General features: G+C 66.9%; 18 protein-coding genes and 1 tRNA gene. 11 read left to right on the top strand and 8 right to left on the bottom strand.

The window, feature by feature from the left end:
• Positions 1-77: 77 nt before the first annotated feature.
• Both glp and moaB read right to left on the bottom strand, forming a co-directional pair.
• Positions 78-1,292, bottom strand: coding sequence for a gephyrin-like molybdotransferase Glp (gene glp / locus IG194_RS04870; protein ID WP_058490692.1), 1,215 nt, complete (start codon positions 1,290-1,292; stop codon positions 78-80).
• Entirely contained in the window at positions 1,289-1,828 is a 540-nt protein-coding gene (gene moaB, locus IG194_RS04875; protein ID WP_009621330.1) for a molybdenum cofactor biosynthesis protein B, read from the bottom strand. The genes glp and moaB overlap by 4 nt, the downstream gene beginning before the upstream one ends.
• Positions 1,829-1,897: 69 nt before the next feature.
• Here moaB and mobA point away from each other — a divergent pair, with 69 nt between their 5' ends.
• The 3 genes from mobA to IG194_RS04890 all read left to right on the top strand — a co-directional run bounded on the left by mobA (position 1,898) and on the right by IG194_RS04890 (position 3,031).
• Complete coding sequence (mobA, locus tag IG194_RS04880) at positions 1,898-2,485, top strand: molybdenum cofactor guanylyltransferase MobA (protein ID WP_009621328.1); 588 nt, start codon at positions 1,898-1,900, stop codon at positions 2,483-2,485.
• A gap of 101 nt (positions 2,486-2,586) precedes the next feature.
• Complete coding sequence (locus IG194_RS04885; protein WP_009621327.1) at positions 2,587-2,808, top strand: YgdI/YgdR family lipoprotein; 222 nt, start codon at positions 2,587-2,589, stop codon at positions 2,806-2,808.
• A 146-nt stretch (positions 2,809-2,954) separates the two neighbouring features.
• Positions 2,955-3,031: transfer RNA gene (locus IG194_RS04890), tRNA-Pro, on the top strand.
• Positions 3,032-3,236: 205 nt separating this feature from the next.
• Here the strand turns inward: IG194_RS04890 and IG194_RS04895 are convergent.
• From IG194_RS04895 to IG194_RS04905, 3 genes are all read right to left on the bottom strand, one after another.
• Positions 3,237-4,112, bottom strand: a complete 876-nt coding sequence (locus IG194_RS04895) for an NAD(P)-dependent oxidoreductase (RefSeq protein WP_058490693.1) — start codon at positions 4,110-4,112, stop codon at positions 3,237-3,239.
• 80 nt (positions 4,113-4,192) lie between these two features.
• The gene (locus IG194_RS04900; protein WP_009621323.1) at positions 4,193-4,432 is read right to left on the bottom strand and encodes a glutaredoxin family protein; all 240 of its coding nucleotides are present in this window, start codon (positions 4,430-4,432) and stop codon (positions 4,193-4,195) included.
• A 14-nt stretch (positions 4,433-4,446) separates the two neighbouring features.
• Entirely contained in the window at positions 4,447-5,013 is a 567-nt protein-coding gene (locus IG194_RS04905; protein WP_058491083.1) for a TetR/AcrR family transcriptional regulator, read from the bottom strand.
• 154 nt (positions 5,014-5,167) lie between these two features.
• On the opposite strand from IG194_RS04905, the gene IG194_RS04910 reads away from it, so the two are divergent.
• From IG194_RS04910 to IG194_RS04920, 3 genes are all read left to right on the top strand, one after another.
• A complete protein-coding gene (locus tag IG194_RS04910) occupies positions 5,168-5,764 on the top strand; it encodes a glutathione S-transferase family protein (protein ID WP_058490695.1) in 597 nt (198 codons plus the stop codon).
• A gap of 22 nt (positions 5,765-5,786) precedes the next feature.
• Positions 5,787-6,653: an MBL fold metallo-hydrolase gene (locus tag IG194_RS04915; protein WP_141679816.1), complete on the top strand. Its 867-nt coding sequence runs from the start codon at positions 5,787-5,789 to the stop codon at positions 6,651-6,653.
• 197 nt (positions 6,654-6,850) lie between these two features.
• Complete coding sequence (locus IG194_RS04920; protein ID WP_043319069.1) at positions 6,851-8,134, top strand: OprD family porin; 1,284 nt, start codon at positions 6,851-6,853, stop codon at positions 8,132-8,134.
• A gap of 1,000 nt (positions 8,135-9,134) precedes the next feature.
• Here IG194_RS04920 and IG194_RS04925 read toward each other — a convergent pair.
• Positions 9,135-10,343: an ammonium transporter gene (locus IG194_RS04925; protein ID WP_058490697.1), complete on the bottom strand. Its 1,209-nt coding sequence runs from the start codon at positions 10,341-10,343 to the stop codon at positions 9,135-9,137.
• Between the two features lie 428 nt (positions 10,344-10,771).
• Here IG194_RS04925 and IG194_RS04930 point away from each other — a divergent pair, with 428 nt between their 5' ends.
• The 5 genes from IG194_RS04930 to IG194_RS04950 all read left to right on the top strand — a co-directional run bounded on the left by IG194_RS04930 (position 10,772) and on the right by IG194_RS04950 (position 14,467).
• On the top strand, positions 10,772-11,089 hold the full coding sequence (locus tag IG194_RS04930; RefSeq protein ID WP_009621315.1) for a DUF883 family protein: 318 nt from the start codon (positions 10,772-10,774) through the stop codon (positions 11,087-11,089).
• 3 nt (positions 11,090-11,092) lie between these two features.
• Positions 11,093-11,476 (top strand): phage holin family protein, encoded by a 384-nt coding sequence (locus tag IG194_RS04935; RefSeq protein ID WP_009621313.1) that lies wholly within the window; start codon positions 11,093-11,095, stop codon positions 11,474-11,476.
• Positions 11,473-11,823: a hypothetical protein gene (locus IG194_RS04940; protein WP_043319073.1), complete on the top strand. Its 351-nt coding sequence runs from the start codon at positions 11,473-11,475 to the stop codon at positions 11,821-11,823. Before IG194_RS04935 ends, IG194_RS04940 begins: the two co-directional genes overlap by 4 nt.
• Before the next feature lie 82 nt (positions 11,824-11,905).
• On the top strand, positions 11,906-13,069 hold the full coding sequence (locus IG194_RS04945) for an EAL domain-containing protein (RefSeq protein ID WP_058490698.1): 1,164 nt from the start codon (positions 11,906-11,908) through the stop codon (positions 13,067-13,069).
• A gap of 66 nt (positions 13,070-13,135) precedes the next feature.
• Positions 13,136-14,467 carry a deoxyguanosinetriphosphate triphosphohydrolase gene (locus tag IG194_RS04950; RefSeq protein WP_009621308.1) on the top strand — a complete coding sequence of 444 codons (1,332 nt, stop codon included), beginning with the start codon at positions 13,136-13,138 and terminating at the stop codon, positions 14,465-14,467.
• Positions 14,468-14,962: 495 nt separating this feature from the next.
• Here IG194_RS04950 and IG194_RS04955 read toward each other — a convergent pair whose 3' ends face one another.
• Both IG194_RS04955 and IG194_RS04960 read right to left on the bottom strand, forming a co-directional pair.
• On the bottom strand, positions 14,963-18,685 hold the full coding sequence (locus IG194_RS04955; protein ID WP_058490699.1) for a transporter substrate-binding domain-containing protein: 3,723 nt from the start codon (positions 18,683-18,685) through the stop codon (positions 14,963-14,965).
• A gap of 10 nt (positions 18,686-18,695) precedes the next feature.
• Positions 18,696-19,322, bottom strand: coding sequence for a response regulator transcription factor (locus tag IG194_RS04960; RefSeq protein WP_024128782.1), 627 nt, complete (start codon positions 19,320-19,322; stop codon positions 18,696-18,698).
• Between the last annotated feature and the right edge of the window lie 232 nt (positions 19,323-19,554).

Below are 19,554 nucleotides of genomic sequence, written 5' to 3' on the forward strand. Positions count from 1 at the left end.
GGGGGTTCCGGCTATCGCGGACAAGGTCCGCTCCTACATTACCGGCGAGCACGGCGCAGCCGGCAAGACAGTTGCACCTACAACAGCACTTCGCTCAGGGGAATGAAGGGCACCATCTCGCCCTCTTCCAGCGTCCGCCCTTCGCGCACTTCCACTAGGCCGTCGGCCCAGGCGGCGCTGCGCAGCACGCCGGAGCTCTGGTTCGGGTAGATCAGCGCACGGCCGTTCTCCAGGCGCGCGCGCAGGTATTCGCGGCGGTTGCCGGCGTGCTTCCAGGCGAAGCCGGCGGGCACCTCGAAGCGCAGCGGCGTCACCGCGTCCACGCCCAGGCGGCGCAGCAGGTAGGGACGCGCCAGCAGGGCGAAGGTGACCAGGGTGGAGGCCGGGTTGCCCGGCAGGCCGATCACCGGCGTCCCCTGGTAGTGGCCCACGGTCAGCGGCTTGCCCGGCTTGATCGCCAGCTTCCACAGCGCCAGTTCGCCGGCCTCGCGCAGGGCCGCGCCGAGGAAATCGGCCTCGCCCACGGAGACGCCGCCGGTGGTCAGGATCAGATCGGCGCCGCCCAGCGAGCAGAGCACTTCGCGGGTCTTCGCCAGGTCGTCGGGGAGGATGCCGGCATCCCGCACCTCGCAGCCGGAACGCAGCAGCCAGGCCTTCAGCACGGCGCGGTTGCTGTTATAGATCTGCCCGGTGCGCAGCGGCTGGTCCGGCTCCACCAGCTCGTCGCCGGTGGACAGCAGCGCCACCCGCGGCTTGCGCCGCACGTTCAGCACGGCCTGGCCGAGCGAGGCGGCCAGGCCAAGCTCGATGGCGCCCAGGCGCGTGCCGGCCGGCAGCACCTGGTCGCCCTGGCGGGTCTCCTGGCCCTGCGGGCGGATGTGCTGGCCGAAGCGCAGCGCTTCGCGGAAGCGCACGCGGCCGTCCGCCAGCACCTCGACGTTTTCCTGCATCTCCACGCAATCCGCGCCATGGGGCACCGGCGCGCCGGTGAAGATGCGTGCGCAGGTGCCGGGTTGCAGCGGCTCGGGGGCGATGCCGGCGAAAATCTTCTGGCTCACCAGCAGCGGCTCGCCCTGCCAGTCGGCCAGGCGCAGCGCGTAGCCGTCCATGGCGCTGTTGTCCCAGGGCGGCAGGTCCAGGCCGGCCAGCAACGGCGCGGCCAGCACGCGGCCCTCGGCCTCGCTCAGGGGGACCTGTTCGACTTCCGAAATCGGCGCCTGCGCCGCCAGCGCCATCAGCCGCGCCAGGGCCTCCTCGACCGGCAGCAGGCCGGGCTTGTCGCAGCCGCTCATCCGCGGCTCTCGCAGGGCGCGGCCTGCTTCAGGTGCGGCACGAAGTTGCACGGGCGGTGGCGGGCGTCCAGTTGCTCGGCGAGGATGCCGTCCCAGGCGGTGCGGCAGGCGTTGGTGGAACCCGGCAGGCAGCACACCAGGGTGCCGTTGGCCAGCCCGGCCAGGGCGCGGGACTGCACGGTGGAGGTGCCGATGTCGGCCACCGAGATCTGCCGGAACAGCTCGCCGAAGCCGTCCACCAGCTTGTCCAGCAGGCAGGTGACCGCCTCCGGGGTGCTGTCGCGGCCGGTGAAGCCGGTGCCGCCGGTGACCAGCACCACCTGCACCTGCTCCTCGGCGATCCAGGCGGCGACCTGGGCGCGGATGCGATAGAGGTCGTCCTTCAGCAGCACCCGCGCGGCCAGGTTGTGCCCGGCGGCGGTGAGGCGGTCGACGAACAGCTGGCCGGAGGTGTCGGTCTCCAGCGTGCGGGTGTCGCTGACGGTGAGCACGGCGATGTTCAGCGGCACGAATTCGGGCGTGGCCAAATGGCTCATGGACGGTGTCCTTGCTTGAGAGACGGGGATGCCGGTGTTATATCACAGGCCCGTTCCGGAGACCTCGCCATGCCTGACGCCACCCTGCCGCCCTGTTCCGTCCTGCTGCTCGCCGGGGGGCGCGGCCAACGCATGGGGGGACGCGACAAGGGCCTGCTGGAATGGCGCGGGCGGCCCTTGATCAGCTACCTGCACGAACGCGTGCGCCCGCTGAGCGACGACCTGATCATCTCCTGCAACCGCAACGCCGACATCTACCGGGCCTACGCCGACCAACTGGTGCACGACGACACCCCGGACTACCCCGGCCCGCTCGCCGGCATCCGCGCCGGCCTGCAGGCCGCCCGCCACCCCTGGCTGCTGGTGCTGCCCTGCGACGCCCCGCTGTTCGACGAAGAGCTCATCGAACGCCTGCGCCAGGCCGCCGCGGCGCAACCACAGGCGCCGCACATGCTGCACGACGGCGACCATTGGGAACCGCTGTTCTGCATCCTGCCCAAGGCCCTGGCGCCGCAGCTGGAAGCCGCCTGGCAACGCGGCGAGCGCAGCCCGCGCCAGGTCCTGCTGCCCCTGGGCGCGCGTCCCGTGGCCTGCGCAAAGGGGGACCCCCGCCTGGCCAACCTGAACTCCCCCGAACTGCTGAACGGCCCGGGCTAGACAGCCGATACACTGTCTTTCGAGAATTTACCGGGAACTTTGCCACTACTCTCCCAGTCGGAAACTCCGAACAAACTTCGATTCGTACAGGAGATATACGAATGATCAATCGCGCGCTCCCAGCTTTCCTGCTCGTCCTGGGCCTTGGCGCACTCGCTGGCTGCTCCAGCCCCAGCGTCATCACCCTGAACGACGGCCGCGAGATCCAGTCCGTCGACACGCCCAAGTACGACGACGACACCGGTTTCTATGAATTCGAACAACTGGACGGCAAACGCGTACGCGTGAACAAGGACCAGGTGCGTACCGTCAAGGATCTCTGATCCCCGACCGCCAGCACCCGGGCGCCCCGCCGGACTCAGAGTCCCGCGGGGCGTCGGCTTTTTCGGGGGGCGGAAAATATTTCTGAAAAAATTTTCGCTAACCCCTTGTGCATCAAAAGTTTTTCGGTAGAATGCGCGCCATCAAACGGAGCGTAGCGCAGCTTGGTAGCGCGTCTCGTTCGGGACGAGAAGGTCGCTGGTTCGAATCCAGTCGCTCCGACCAAATCCCGAAAAACCCGCCTTAACCGGCGGGTTTTTTATTGCCTGCGATTTTTCCCGGCAGGCATTTCCCCACCCGCGAATCACGCACTGGGCGCGCGCCTACATGCTGTCCGGGAGAGCGTAGGAGCGGATTTATCCGCGATTCCGCCGGCAAGGCCGGCGTTCATGCCATCGCGGACAGAGTCCGCTCCTACACGTGCCTGGCTTCAGGCCTGCCCCGAACGGCGCATCGCCACCTGCGCCAGCGCCGCCCAATCCCGTTCGCCGTCGCCCTGGGCCACCGCCTCCAGCAGGTTGTCGCGCAGCACGCTGGCGAACGGCAGCGGCACGTGGCGGCTCTGCCCTGCCGCCAGGGCCAGGCCCACGTCCTTCAGGCCGAGCACCAGGCGGAACGCCGCCGGCTCGTAGCGCTGCTCGGCGATCAGCGCGCCGTAGTTGCGGTACACCGGCGCGTTGAACAGGGTGCTGCCCATGATCTCCAGCAACTGCGCGGGCACCACCCCGAAGCCCTTGGCCAGGGCCGAGGCCTCGCCCATGGCTTCGATGGCGCTGGCGATCATGAAGTTGCCGGCGATCTTCACCGCCGCCGCACTCAGGGGATCGTCGCCCAGCGGCCAGGTCTTCTGCCCCATCAGGTCCAGCAGCGGCTGCACTTCGGCGATGGCCTCGGCGGGCCCGGCGGCGAGGATGTTGAGCTTGCCGGCCGCGGCCACGTCGGTGCGGCCGAACACCGGCGCGGCGATGAAGGCGACGTCGCGCTGGCGATGGCGCTCGGCCAGCTCGCCCACCAGGGCCACCGACAGCGTGGCCATGCTCAGGTGGATCAGCCCCGGCCGCGCCGAGTCCAGGGCGCCGCTGTCGAGGAGCACCGCGCGGGTCGCAGTGTCGTCGGCGAGCATGGAAATCACCACGTCGGCATCGAAGGCCGCGAGCGGATCGGCCGCAGCCAGGCCGCCCAGGGCCAGCAATGGCTCCAGCGCCGCCGGCGAACGGTTCCACAGGTGCACCTGGTGGCCGCCGCGGATGAGGTTCGCGGCCATGCCGGCGCCCATGCCGCCAAGGCCGAGGAATCCGATTTTCATAGTGCTGTCTCCAACGAAAGGGTACGACAGCGCAAGACTGACACAGGGCAGCGCCAGGCGCAGAAACGTCGGAGGAAAAATCAGCAGCGCAAGAAAGCAGCTACCTGTTCGGCGTCGAACGGCCAGTTCAGCTCCGCCCCCGTGTCGCAACGACGCAGCACCGGGATGCTGAGGCCGTAGCGCTCGACCCAGTCCTCGCGGTCGGCGATGTCGACCAGTTCCACCAGCAGGCCGTGCTCGACGAAAGGCATCAGCACCGCCTCCGCCACCTCGCACAGGTGGCAGCCCAGGGTTCCGAACAGTTGGCATTCAGGGCCCATCGTCTCCTCCCCCGTCAATGGCCGGCCTGGCGCAGCAAGGTTTCCGCCACCTCGCGCGCTTCCAGGGCCTGGTCGGCCGGACCGTGCATGTGCGCCATGACCAGCACCCCTTCCAGCAAATATTGCAGCTGCCGCGCCAGCTTGCCCGGTTCGTGCACGCCGAGGTCCTCCAGTTGGCGACGGAAGAACGCTTCGACGAAGCCCTTGTGCTCGGCGGCCTGGCGGTGGATCGGGTGGCCGCGGTCATGGAACTCGGCGGCCGCGTGGATGAAGGCGCAACCGCTGAAGCCGTCCTCGTGCAGGTAGCCGTGCAGGTTATCGAAGACCGCCAGGATGGCCTCGCGCGGCGTCCGCCGCGGCGCATCGCCGAAACGCCGCAAGGTGCGCGCATGGCGTTCCTCCAGGGCGGCCATGATCAGCTCGTCCTTGGACTTGAAGTGCTTGTACAGGGTCATCTTGGCCACCCCGGACTCGGCCAGGATGCGGTCGATGCCCGTGGCGTGGTAGCCCTCGCGGTAGAACAGCTCGAGGGCGGTATTGAGCAACTGCTCGCGCTTGCTGGAAGCCTTGCTGGACGTCATGGGCACCTCCTGGGCGGTCATTATGCGCGAGGCGTCGGCGCTCTTGAACCGGCGGGCACGGGATGGCCGTATTTCGAGCTTGAACTATACAGACTTGTCTGTCTAATATTTGCCGGAGCCGTTCCCGACAACAACACCCAGCAGGAACACCGCCATGAAACTGCACGACATCCCGCTCTCCGGAAATGCCTACAAGGTCCGCCTGTTCCTCAGCCTGATCGGCCAGAACGCCGAGCTGGTCAACGTCGACCTGCGCAGCGGCGTGCACAAGCGCCCCGCCTTCCTCGCCATCAACCCGCGCGGCCAGGTGCCGGCCCTGGAGGACGGCGATTTCGGCCTGGGCGACTCCCAGGCCATCCTGGTCTACCTGGCGCGCCGCTATGCCGAGCCCTCCTGGTACCCGCTGGACGCCGAGCCCCAGGGGCGCATCGCCCATTGGCTGAGCTTCGCCGCCAACGAGATCCAGCACGGGCCGGCGCAGGCGCGGGTCATCCAACTGTTCAAGCGCCCCGGCGACCTCGGCGCAGCCCAGGCCAAGGCGCGCCAGGCCCTGGAACTGCTCGACGGGGAACTGTCGCGGCAGCCCTGGCTGGCCCGTACGGCCGGGCCGAGCATCGCCGACATCGCGGTCTACCCCTACGTCGCCCTGGCCCCCGAAGGCGGCCTGGACACCGCCGTCTACCCCCACGTGCAGGCCTGGCAGGAAAGCATCCGCGCCCTCCCCGGCTACCTCCCCCTGCCCACGCTCTGAGCCGTCGAAAAGGATGCCGACCATGCGCCTCGCCAGATGCTTCCTCGCCCTGCTGCTGGGGTTGGCCAGCCTGCCCGGCCACGCCGACGGACTGCGCTTCGCCCTGGTGCGCACCTCCGGGCTCACCACCCTCGACGCCCTGACCCTCGCCGACGGCGACTGGACGCGAAAGGTGCGCGTCAACCACACAGCGCTGCTCATCCAGCACCACGCGGCCACGCTGCTGTTCGACACCGGCCTGGGCAGCCAGGCGCAGGCGCAGTTCGCCCGGGACATGCCCTGGTGGGACAAGCCGCTGTTCCGTTTCGGCGAGGTGCATCCGGTGCGCGAGCAACTGGCCGGCAGCGGCATCCGCATCGACCGCATCTACCTGTCCCATGCCCACTGGGACCATGCCTCGGCGCTGGTGGACTTCCCCGAGGTGCCGGTATGGGCGCCCTATGCGGAGATCGACTATGCCCACATCGCCACGCCGCCGGCGGTGTTCCCCAGCCAGTTCAGCGCGGCGACGCCCTGGCGGCCCTACGTGTTCTCGCCCACGCCCTTCCTGGCCTTCGACGAGAGCCTGGACCTGTTCGGCGACGGCAGCCTGGTGCTGGTGCCCATGCCCGGCCACACGCCCGGCTCGGTCGGCCTGTTCCTGACGCTGGAGGATGGCCGCCGCTTCTTCTTCAGCGGCGACACCAGTTGGCGCCTGGAAGGCTTCAGCGGTCCGCGGCAGAAGTTCTGGGTCAGCAGCCGCCTGGTGGACCGCGACCGCAGGCAGACCCTGGCGCAGTTGGCGAAGGTCCACGAAATGCTCCTGGCACACCCGGAAATCACCGTGGTCCCGGCCCACGACGCGCAGGTACAGGACCGCCTCGGCTACTACCCGCACTGGGTGCAATGAAAGGCCCTCCTTTGGTGCAGAGCGCAGGGGGTAGGCCAATTCCAGGCAAATCAGCGGGATAACTCGGAGAACAGCGACTAAGGTCTAAGAGTCGGAAAAAGCCTGTAATGATTTAGTAGGCAGGCTGTAACAGATCGACATGCCGGCGTAGTCCAGGCATCACCGAACTGCTCAAAGCGCTCGAGGAGACAATAACAATGAGCAAGACTCCGATCGCCCGCGCCGTGGCCATGGCCACGCTGGGTTCCACCTGCATCATCCCCGCCCTGGCTCACGCCGACTTCATCTCGGACAGCAAGGCCAGCGTCGAACTGCGCAACTTCTACTTCAACCGCGATTTCCGCACCTCCACTCCGGCCCAGCAGAGCAAGGCCGAAGAGTGGGCGCAGGGCTTCATCCTGCGTTACGAGTCCGGCTACACCGAGGGCACCATTGGCGTGGGGGTAGACGCCATCGGCATGCTCGGCCTGAAGCTGGATTCCAGCGCGGACCGCACCGGCACCGGCCTGCTGCCCAAGACCGCCAGCGGCGACGCCGCCGACGACTACAGCAAGCTGGGCATGACCGCCAAGCTGCGCTACGAGAAGAACACCCTGAAGGTCGGCACCCTGATCCCGAAACTGCCGGTCATCATGCCCAACGACAGCCGCCTGCTGCCGCAGGTGTTCCTGGGTGGCGCCTTCAACTCTACCCAGCTCGACGGCCTGACCTTCGACGCCGGCCGCCTGAACCAAACCAACCTGCGTGACTCCTCCGACTACCAGGAGATGACCATCACCGGCGGCGGCAAGAAGAACATCAGCTTCCGCACCGGCACCACCACCAACGAATTCGACTTCGCCGGCGGCACCTACGCCTGGACCAAGAACTTCAGCACCGGTTACCACTACGGCCAGTTGGAGGACTTCTACAAGCAGCACTTCCTGACCGCGACCTACGTCCTGCCGATCACCGAGGGCCAGTCGCTGAAGACCGACCTGCGCTGGGCCAAGTCCAACGACGACGGCACCAGCAACGTCGACAACAAGGCGCTCAACGCCATGTTCACCTACAGCCTGGGCTACCACGCCTTCGGCCTCGGCTACCAGAAGATGAGCGGCGACACCGGCTTCGCCTACATCAACGGCACCGATCCCTACCTGGTGAACTTCGTACAGATCAACGACTTCGCCAACAAGGACGAGAAGTCCTGGCAGGCCCGCTACGACTACAACTTCGCCGGCATCGGCATCCCCGGCCTGACCTTCATGACCCGCTACGTCAAGGGCGACAACATCGACCTGATGACCACCAGCGGTGAAGGCAAGGAATGGGAACGCGATACCGACATCGCCTACGTGTTCCAGGACGGTGCGCTCAAGGGCTTCGGCGTGAAATGGCGTAACGCGACCACTCGCAGCAACTTCAGCCGGAACTCTGCTGCCGGCAATGCCGCGGACGAGAACCGTCTGATCCTCAGCTATACCATGCCACTCTGGTAGCGGACTGCCGGCGGGGGCCATGCGTAGTGGCCTTCCGGCCTGGTGCCAGTGGCCTTGGTGGTAATTTGGGCCACTCATGAAAATGCCGTTTCTCTCCCTGGGGGAAACGGCATTTTCATGTGGGCTATACGAGTTTTCTCTGTGGCGCCCAACTCATCCCCGCCATTCCCGCGAACGCGGGACGCGGCTCCATCGCGAACAGCGCTTGCGCTGGCCCGAAGGGGAATAACCCAGAGACTTCCTGCTTGGGTGTGACGCGCCGCTCCGAGTGCGCTGATGTCTCTCGTTTCGCCCCCTCGGGCGAGTCCCTTTTGTCAGTCGGTGGAAGGCCACCCCCGCAAAAAGGAACCAAAAAGGCTTGCCCCGCCATACGGGCCCGACACAGTCGGGCTACCCTCACGAATTCCCCCGCAACGGAGGCCCGCCCCGAGGGTACGTCCCTGTAGCCCGCGGGGCTCTCGCGACATCCATGTCGCATGACCTCCTGAGCGCGGGTTTCGCTCGGCCTTCTGAAGGGGCGTTTCGGAGTGCGCGGAGGTTTCTCTGGAAGTCCAAAAGCAAGAGCGAATGCGCATTTGTTTTTTCGTAGGAGCGAGCTTGCTCGCGAACTGGCTGGTGGCATCTGCGCGCCGGTTCAACTCCGCCCCTCTCCCTAACCCTCGGCTGCGCGCCCCGCCCTGAAGGGAGAGGGAACCGTTGGGCAGGGCTTGATGTTATGGCGTTAGCCGGCAGCCTCGGTGATGTCCGGCTGGAGCCAATTCTTTTCTCGGCACGGACTGCCCCCTCTCCCGCTTGCGGGAGAGGGTTGGGGAGAGGGCGCTCTTGAACCCCGACACCTGCACCAAGGCGCGCCTCAACGGATGGGTTGAGCTTGCGATACCCATCGGGCCAGGGTGATGGGTATCGCTTCGCTCAACCCATCCTACGCGGCTACGTTGAGCACGGTCGCAGGAGCGCATTCACCAGCCACTCCGGATGCCCCAGATGGCACGGACAGCATTCAATCGTGATTGATCGCTCCGATCTTGTGGATCGACAGGTCGGCGCCGTAGTACTCCTCCTCCTGGCTCAGACGAATACCCACCACCGCCTTGATCCCGCCATAGACCAACAGCCCACCGACGAAGGCGATGACCACGCCCAGCAGAGTGCCCAACACCTGGCTGACCAGGCTCACCCCTCCCAAACCGCCCAGCGCCTGCTGACCGAAGATGCCACAGGCAATACCGCCCCAGGCGCCGCACAGGCCGTGCAGCGGCCACACGCCGAGCACGTCGTCGAGCTTCCAGCGCGTCTGCGCCGCAGTGAACACCCAGACGAACAGCGCGCCGGCCACAAGGCCAGTGGCCAGGGCGCCCACCGGGTGCATCAGATCGGAACCGGCGCACACTGCTACCAGCCCGGCCAGCGGGCCGTTGTGCAGGAAGCCGGGGTCGTTGCGCCCCACCAGCAACGAGGCAATGGTGCCGCCGACCATGGCCAGCAACGAGTTCACCGCCACCAGGCCGCTGGCGTGGTCCAGGGTCTGCGCGCTCATCACGTTGAAGCCGAACCAGCCGACCACCAGGATCCAGGCGCCCAGGGCCAGGAACGGGATGTTCGAGGGCGCGAAGGCCACCAGCCGGCCCTCGCGATAGCGGCCGTTGCGCGGGCCCAGCAGCAGCACCGCGGCCAGCGCCAGCCAGCCGCCGAAGGCATGCACCACGACGGAGCCGGCGAAGTCATGGAAAGGCGCGCTGAACTTCAGCGCCAGCCAGGCCTGCAGGCCATGGTTGCCGTTCCACGCCATGCCCTCGAAAAAGGGGTAGACGAAGGCCACGATCAGCGCCGTGGCGCACAGCTGCGGGGCGAATCTGGCGCGCTCGGCGATGCCCCCGGAAATGATCGCGGGGATGGCGGCGGCGAAGGTCAGCAGGAAGAAGAACTTGACCAGCGCGTAGCCGTTCTCCGCGCTCAGCTCGCTGGCCGGCTTGAGGAAATCCACGCCGTAGGCGATCCAGTAGCCGATGAAGAAATACGCCAGGCTGGACACGGCGAAGTCCGAAAGAATCTTCGACAGCGCGTTGACCTGGTTCTTCAGGCGCACCGTGCCGACCTCGAGGAAGGCGAAGCCGGCATGCATGGCCAGCACCATCACGGCGCCCAGCAGGATGAACAGGGTATTGGAACCGTGGATCAGGGTTTCCACGGCACTGTTGAGGTTTTCCATGAATCAGGCAGCCCCGGCTCAGACCGAAAAAGCACCAAAACAGCTCATCGCCCCGGCGCTCCGCACCAGCATGAAGCGCAGGCGCACCGATAAGGTCCATCCCACTGCTCCACACAGCACACGAGGATGCGCGGGGGCACCTCTGTTTTTTTGATTTTTCTTTTGTCTTTCATATGGTTAATGGACTTTCCGGCGGTCTTCGGACGTCCCTGAACGCCCCTCTCTGGGGCACTCGCACCGGATGACGCACCATGGCGTTGCAAGCGGCATACCATGCGTGAAACGGGCGAAGCGGCGCGGACTGGTCTTCAATGAACGGGCCTGGGCCCTGCTCTGCATCGCCGCTTCGCCGGCGATTTATGGGAAACTTCCCAACGCCACGGGGCTCAGAAACCAGTGAACCCCTCGCAAACACAAGGAGCCTCACAATGCCCCGCAAGAGCACCGCGAATACCACCAAGGACGAACTGCTGGCCGAGTTCCAGGCCCTGGTGGCCGATACCGAGAAACTCCTGCAGACCTCCGCGGAACTGGCCGGCGAGGAAGCCGACGCCCTGCGCGAGCAGCTGCGCTCCGGCCTTGGCCGGGCCCGCGAACGCATCGATGCGGCGCAGAGCGCCGTGCGCGACCAGGGCCGCGCCGCGGTGGACGCCACCGAGGACTACGTCGGCGAACACCCCTGGCAGGCCGTGGGCGTGGCTGCCGGCGTCGGCTTCCTGCTCGGCCTGCTGGTCGGACGGCGCTGACCGATGAGCGACGCCACGGACGCCCCGCAACACCATGGCCCTTCCGTGCGGCGCTTCGGCGCCGCACTGCTGGGCCTGCTGCATGGCCATGTCGAACTCTTCGGCCTGGAACTGCAGGAACAGAAGAGCCGTACCCTGGCGCTGCTGCTGTTCGCCGGGCTGGCGTTGCTGTTCGCCCTGCTGCTGATACTGGGCCTGTCGCTGCTGGTGCTGGTGCTGTTCTGGGACAGCGACCGGCTAGCCGCGGTGCTCGGCCTGTGCGCCTTCTATGCACTGGGCGGCGGGCTGTGCGCCTGGCGCCTGTACCAGTTGGTGGATGACGACAGCTCGCCGTTCAGCGCCACCCTGGAAGAACTGGCCCGCGACCGGGAGCAACTGCTGCCATGAGTGAACTGCCGCAACTCTCCCCCCGCCCCTCGCGGCGGGAACTGCGCAAGGCGGTGCTGCGCCTGCGCCTGGAAGTCCAGCGCCAGCAACTGCGCCAGGAAAGCGAGAAGCTCCTGCAGCCGCTGCGCCAGGCCCGCGACCTGGGCCAGGGCGTGCGCCAGCAGTTTAGCGGCGGCGCCTCCCTGTGGGCCGCCGGCGGCGCAGCAGCCGCGGCCGCCCTGATGCTGCGTCGCAAACGCGGCCTGGTGCGTCTGCTGCGCCTGGCCGTGGTACTGGCGCCCCTGCTGCTCAAGCTGCGCCAGACGGCGGGCAAACCGGCGAAACCGACTGCGGACCAGGGCGGCTGAGCGCCCTGGCTGCATTCTTGCTAGGAGGCAATCCCGGGCCGGCGGCAACGCCTTCCTTTTCCTCCCACTAAGGATGTGTCCCTTGATCGACGGGCAACCGATCGCCTGCTTCCAGCCCTTCATCGATACCGCCACCGGCCTCATCGCCGGGGTCGAAGCCCTCGGCCGCATGCGCCAGGCCGACGGCCAGTTGCTCTCGGTGGGCCCGCTGTTCGTCGATCCGAAGATTCCCCCGGCCACCTTGCGCCGCCTCGACCGGCAGATCCGCGACGACGCCCTGGCGCGCCTGCCGGAAGCGCCGGCGGACTGGTTCCTCAGCCTGAACATCTCGCCGCGCTGGATCAGCCGGCTGCGCCCCAACCAGCCGCTGCCCAGCCTCAAGCAACTGCAACAGCACGGCGTCGACCCGCACCGGGTGGTCTTCGAGATCACCGAGCTGGGCGGCGGCAACCAGCGCCTGCCCGAGGTGGTGGCGCGCTACCGCGAGGCCGGCGCGCGCATCGCCATCGACGATTTCGGCGCCGGTTACTCCCAGCTCGACCGCGTGCTGGCGCTGCAACCGGACATCCTCAAGCTGGACATGCGCCTGTTCCAGCAGGCCGCCCGCGGCGGCCCCAGCGGCGAGGTGGTCAAGGCGCTGGCGCAGATGGCCGAGAAGACCGGCTGCTGGATCATCGCCGAAGGCGTGGAGACCGAGGCGGAACTGGACTTCGCCCTGGAATGCGGCGCGCGCTTCGTCCAGGGCTACCTGTTCGCCCGCCCGGCGCTGGACTTCCCCGCCAGCGACGCCTATCTCGACGCCTTCGGCCAGTGGCGCGACCGCTACGTGCAGCGCAAGCTGAGCGAACGCGCCCGACTGGTGCAACTGCGCCAGCAACTGGCCGAGCTGGTCGCCAACCTGCGCCCCTGGGCCGAGGGCGGCGCGCGCCTGGCCAGCCTGCCCACGCCCGACGGCTTCCCGCGCCTGCTGCGCGTCTACCAGTGCGACCGCCACGGCACGCAGATCTCGCCCAACCTGGAATGGAACGGCCTGTTCTGGAAGGAAGACCGGCGCTACGTCGGCCACAACTGGTCCTGGCGCCCCTACTTCTACCAACTGCTCGCCGAGGGCTGGGAAGAGCGCCGGCTGACGCTGTCCAACACCTACCGCGACGCCACCTCCAACCAGTACTGCATGACCGCCGGGCAGTTCATCGACCAGGGCCGCCGCCTGCTGCTGATCGACATCGACGCCGAAGGCCTGTAGGCCGCGATTGAGATTGCCGCGGGCAAGGGGTAGCGTTGGCTGCACCACGAGCAATCGGACGAGCGAATGGACTGGCATACCCTGCTCCCCCGCGAGCGCCTCGGCAAACCCGTGCACAGCAGCGCGGAACTCGGCCGCAGCGCTTTCCACAAGGACCACGACCGCATCATCTTCTCCGGCGCCTTCCGCCGCCTGGGGCGCAAGACCCAGGTCCACCCGGTGTCGAGCAACGATCACATCCACACGCGCCTGACCCACTCCCTGGAGGTCGGCTGCGTCGGCCGTTCGCTGGGCATGCGCGTCGGCGAGATGCTGCGCGGCGAACTGCCGGAATGGTGCGACCCCAGCGACCTCGGGGTGATCGTGCAGTCGGCCTGCCTGGCCCACGACATCGGCAACCCGCCCTTCGGCCATTCCGGCGAGGACGCCATCCGCCACTGGTTCCAACAGGCCGCCGCGCGGGGCTGGCTGGACGCCATGGACGCCGACGAGCGCGCCGACTTCCTCAATTTCGAGGGCAACGCCCAGGGCTTCCGGGTGCTCACCCAGTTGGAGTACCACCAGTTCGACGGCGGCATGCGCCTGACCTTCGCCACCCTGGGCAGCTACCTGAAGTACCCCTGGACCGCGCGCCACGCCGACTCCCTCGGCTACAAGAAGCACAAGTTCGGCTGCTACCAGAGCGAGCTGCCGCTGCTGGAACAGATCACCGAGAAGCTGGGCATGCCCAAGCTCGACGACGAGCGCTGGGCGCGCCACCCGCTGGTCTACCTGATGGAGGCGGCGGACGACATCTGCTACGGCCTGATCGACCTGGAAGACGGCCTGGAAATGGAATTGCTCGACTACCCCGAGGTGGAAGCCCTGCTGCTCGACCTGGTCGGCGACGACATCCCCGAGACCTACCGCCAGCTCGGCCCCAGCGATTCCCGCCGGCGGCGCCTGGCGATCCTCCGCGGCAAGGCCATCGAGCACCTGAGCAATGCCGCCGCACGAGCCTTCGTCGAGCAGAAGCAGGCCCTGCTGGACGGACGCCTGGGCGGCGACCTGGTCGAACACATGAGCGGCCCGGCCAAGCGCTGCGTGCAGCAGGCCAAGGCCCTGGCGCGGCAGAAAATCTTCCAGGACAAGCGCAAGACGCTGCACGAAATCGGCGCCTACACCACCCTGGAAATCCTCCTCAACTCCTTCTGCGGCGCGGCCCTGGAACAGCATGGCGGGCGCAGCCCGTCGTTCAAGAACCAGCGCATCCTCGACCTGCTCGGGCACAACGCACCGGATCCCGACTGGCCGCTGCACAAGGCCTTCCTGCGCGTCATCGACTTCATCGCCGGGATGACCGACAGCTACGCCACCGAAATGGCGCGGGAGATGACCGGGCGCTCCAGCCCGGTGTGAGGCCCAATGCCGTTCATTTAAGCGATGCTTTGAGTTGGCGAAGGCAGGAGCGTAGGGCGCATGACCTCCACCGCCATCCGTGCCGCCGGGATTTCCGGCGTGGCCGGTGAGCCCAATCGCGGACGGAGTCCTACGTCCGTGCCTTCCTGGAACTGTAGGAGCGGGCCCTGCCCGCGATTTCGCGCGCAGGGCGCGCTCCTACATGAGAATGGTGCGGGTGGGCGGCGTAGCGGCTCTCATCCGCGAATCGCGCCGATATGTCCGGCTATCGCGGACAGGGTCCGCTCCTACGAAGAACCCCACGGCATGGCCGGCAAGGCAGCCCCGTAGAATGGGTTGAGCCTGCGAAACCCATGCGGTGGTGGCACGGGGTGTGGTGTTTACCGGGGGTAGGAGCGGACTCCGTCCGCGATTCGGCCGGGCTCCCGGACCACGCCATGAGCCCAAATGAAAAATGCCGTTTCTCCCAGACGGAGAAACGGCATCCTTACGGCGCTAGGCCGGATCGTCCTGGGTGGCCGACTGCGCCGGGCGGATCTGGCCTTCCTCGTCCAGTCGCTTCAAGTGGCCATGCAGGCTGGCCTGCAGCGCATCCAGCGCCCTGCGCAGTTGCTCCACGGCACTGCGCAAGGTCGAGAACTCGGCGCGCTCGGTGCAGACCTTCTCCAGCTCCGCGCAACGATCATGCAGGGCCATGGCGCCCACCAGCCGCGCCGCGCCCTTGATGCGGTGGGCCAGCTCAGCCAGGCGCCGCCGGTCCTGGGCGTGCAGCAAGGGTTCGAGCTGTTCGGCGTCCGCCTCGTTGCTCGACACCAGCTCGGCCATCAGGTTGCGCGTCAGCTGGGCGTTGCCGCCGGTCATCTCCAGCAGGGCGCCGATGTCCAGGTCGCCCTCCTCCTGCGGGTGTTTTTCAGGAACCGGCTCCGGCGGCATGATCTCGCCGCGCTGAAGTTGCTCCAGCTGCTCACGCAGTTGCTCGATGCTGATTGGCTTGAACAGGCAGTCGTCCATGCCGGCCTCCTTGCAACGAACGATTTCGTCGGGCTGGGCATTGGCCGTGAAACCGAGGATGGGGGAACGCGCCGCGCCGCTCTCCCGCTCGATCTCGCGGATTCGCCGGGCCAGGCTGTAGCCGCTGAGCACCGGCATGTTGCAGTCGGTGATGATCAGGTCGAATTCGCCGGGCCGCCACATCTGCAGCGCCTCGCCGCCGTCCGTAGCCATGGCCACGGTGTGCCCGAGGTGTTCCAGCTGCTGCGCCAGCAGCAGGCGGTTGACCGGGTGATCGTCCACCACCAGTACGCGCAGCGTCCTCTGCACCACCGCACTGCGCAGGATGATCGAATCGTCTTCCGGCGCCAGGGGCTCCAGCACCTGCAGCACCAACCTGACGTGCACCTTGGTGCCCATGCCGGCCACGCTCTCCAGGCGCACCGAGCCGCCCATCATTTCCGCCAGCTTGCGGCAGATGGTCAGCCCCAGCCCCGTGCCGCCATGGTTGGTGCGCCCTTCGCGCTGCACCTGGCTGAAGGGTTCGAAGAGCTGCTTCTGGTCTTCCTCGGCGATGCCGATGCCGCTGTCCTCGACACACACCTCCAGCGCCAGCCGCTCGTTCGGCAGCGGCTCGCCCGACACCCGCACCCAGACGCTGCCCGCATCGGTGAACTTGATGGCGTTGCTCACCAGGTTGGAGAGAATCTGCTTGAAGCGCAGCGGGTCGATGAGTACGTCGCAGGCGGCCTCGGTTTCGATCTCCAGCTTCAGCAGCAGGCCCTTCTGCCGGGCCAGGCCGTCGAAGACGCGGGCCACCGATTCGATCAGTTCGCGCAGGCGCGCCCGTTCGGGCAGCAGCGTCAGGCGGCCGGACTCGATCTTGGCGACGTCGAGGATGTCGCCGATCAACAGCAGCAGCGACTTGGCCGACTCGTAGGCCACCTCGATCGGCCCCTGTTCGCCGCAACCGCCGCAGCGATTGCGCGTCAACGCCAGTTCGAGCATGCCGATCACCGCATTCATCGGCGTGCGGATTTCGTGGCTCATGGTCGCCAGGAAGGTGCTCTTCGCCCGGCTGGCTTCCTCGGCCTGCTCCTTGGCGATCTCCAGTTGCTGGAGCAGGCGCTCGCGTTCGGTAACGTCGACCCAGCCGGAAACCACGCCGCGGAGCTTGCCGGACGCGCTGTGGTAGGGCGTGAGCCAATGGTGCACCTGGCGCGTCTCGCCGTTGATCTCCAACATGCGGTCGACGGCGACCGGCTCCCCGCTGGCCATCACCTGGAGGTATTCCCGGTGCAGGCCCTCGGCCTGTTCCGCCGAGAGCCAGGTGCAGTCCGTCAGCTGCGAGCCCACCGCCAGGTCCTCCGGCAGCCCGGTGGCCTCGCGGAACGCCCTGTTGCAGGTGATCAGGCGCCCATCGGCGTCGCGCACCGAGACCGGCTGGGGAATGCCGTCGATCAGTGCGCGCTTGAACGCCAGGCGGTCCTGCAGCTCCAGCTCGGCGCGGCGGCGCGCGCGCATCCGCAGGAGCAGGTACCAGTTCCACAGCAGGATCAGCCCGAGCAGCGCCAGCCCGCCCCACAGCAGCCAGAAGAACTGCGAGCGGTAGCCTTCCCAGACGCTGTCCGGCGACGCGCCGCTGGTGGACCAGCGGCTGATGATACTGGCCATGTCTTCCGGCGAGATCGCCAGCAGGGCCTTGTTGAGGATGCTCAGCAGCTCCGGGTCGGCCCGCGAGACGCCCAGGGATATCTGCGCCGGCTCCAGGTCCAGGGTCGCGGCGATGCGCAGGTCGCGGTAGTAGCGGTTGACCAGGAAGGTGGCGGTGAGCATCGGCTGCAGCGCGGCGTCCGCCTTCCCCTCCTGCAGCAACGGCAGGGCATCGCTGTAGTTGTCCACCTCGACCAGCTTCACCCGCGGGAACTGCTCGCGCACGTAGGACACCAGCGAGCTGCCATGGGCCACCGCCACGCGCTTGCCGTTGAGGTCGGCGAGGTTGTTCAGCCGGGTGTTGTCCTTGTGCGTGAGCAGCACGAAGGAGGTACTCAGGTAAGGCCGGGTGAAGTCTACGTGCGCCTCGCGCTCGACGGTGGGCGACATGGTGGCCAGGGCATCGACCTGGCCCCGGCGCACCTGGGTGAACATGCCGGAGATCGACGAGGTCGGCACCACCTCGAACTGCAGGCCGGTACGGGTGCGGATCAGATCCAGCAGGTCCGCGACTATGCCGCGGAAATTGCCCTGGGAGTCGAAGAAGGTCAGCGGGGCCAGCGACTGGTCGATGCCCAGGCGCGGCCGCCGGTTGTGCTCCAGCCAGCGAAGCTCCTGGGGCGTGAGGTTCAGCCGGTGGTTGGAGATGGAGAACACGCCGCCCACGCTCCAGCGCCGCTGGATGGACAGGTGTTGCTGGGCGCTGATGTTCTGCAGCACTTCGTTGACGCTGTAGAGCAGCGGGCTGCCGTCCTTGCGCGCGGCGAAGGAAAAGCCGACGCCGTTGAAGTTGGCGAAGTTCAGCAGCTTGAGGTTGACCAGGTAGCCCTGGCTGATCAGGTACTGCGCGCTCAGGGCGTCGCCGACGTAGGCGTCCACCTGCCCGAGGGCGACGGATTCCAGGGCGCGGCGCAGCGAGTCGAAATGCACCACCTCGGCATCGGGGAAATGGTCGGCCAGCTCCTTCGGCGAGAAGTAGTCGCCCACCACGGCGAGCCGCCGGCCGGCCAGTTGCAGGTCGCCTTCCAGGCGCATGTCCTGCTGCCCGACGATCACCGGCTGGTTCAGGGAATACGGGCGCGACAGCAGCAGGTCCGGGATCTCGGCCTCGAAGCCGGTGGCGCGGCCGATCAGGTCGATCTCGCCATCCTGCAGCGCCTGGATGGTCTGGCGCCGGGACGGGTAGCGGCGCATCTCGATGCGGACGTTGAGCGCTTCGCTGACCAGCCCGAGGTAGTCGGCGGTGACCCCCTCCAGCTCGCTGCCGCTGACGGTGACGATCAGTGGCGCATAGTCCGGCGCGGCCACCCCCACCACCAGCGTGCGCTTCTCGCGCAGCCACTGCCAGTCCGACTCAGGCAGCTCGACCCGCGGCCTCTCGGGAAGCGCCGCGGTACGGGCCAGCAAGGCGAGTTGCGTCCAGGGCGCGGGGGCCTGGACCTCTGCGGCCCAGGCCCCCATCGCCAGCATCGCACCGAGAACGGCACCCAGCAGCGCCCTGCACTTCGAGCCCATGGCGACTGTCTCAGACCAGTGCGTTGCGCTTGGCGAACTCGATCAGGTCGACCAGCGAATGGGCATTGAGCTTCAGCAGCAGGCGCGTCTTGTAGGTACTGACGGTCTTGTTGCTGATGAACATCTGCTCGGAGATGTCCTTGTTCGAATAACCATTGGCCAGGTATTGCAATACCGACATTTCCCGGTCGGAGAGGCGCTGGATGAGTTCATGGTCATCCATGCTGCCGTTGTTCTTGCGCGCCGGGCGCACGGCCGTGCTGGGGAAATAGTTGTACCCGGCGATCACCGCATTGACCGCGCTGATCAACTCGGCCAGCCCGCCCTGCTTGCAGACGAACCCGGAGGCCCCGGCCTGCATGCAGCGCATGGCGTAGAGCGAGGCGCTCTGGCCGGTCAGCACGAGGATCTTCAGGGGCAGGTTGAACGCGGTCAGACGGCTGATGACTTCGAGCCCGTCCAGCTTGGGGATGCCGATGTCCAGCACCACCAGCTCCGGCAGCAGATCCTTCACCAGGGACAGGGCGTCCACGCCGTTGTCGGTTTCCCCGATGATGGTATGACCTTCCTTTTCCAGCAGAACGCGCATTGCCATCCGTATCACCGGATGATCATCGACGATAAGAACCTTGCTCAATTTTCAATCTCCGACAGACTTCCCAAGAGTGCGCCGTAAGATATCGTCTAGGAAATCAGTGTCGAGATTAACTGGTGCCACTTTTAACATCTTAAGTAAATTCCCATACATCAAAGTATAAATTCCTACACAAACTTGATCGACCAACTTCCGTTAACTTTCAAGCCGGACTTTTTCAACACCTCCTAATGCAATTTCCTACAACGGAAATGGAAGTTTTTTAAATAAATGG

Source organism: Pseudomonas sp. ADPe (assembly GCF_014843515.1).
Classification (GTDB): Bacteria; Pseudomonadota; Gammaproteobacteria; order Pseudomonadales; family Pseudomonadaceae; genus Pseudomonas; species Pseudomonas citronellolis.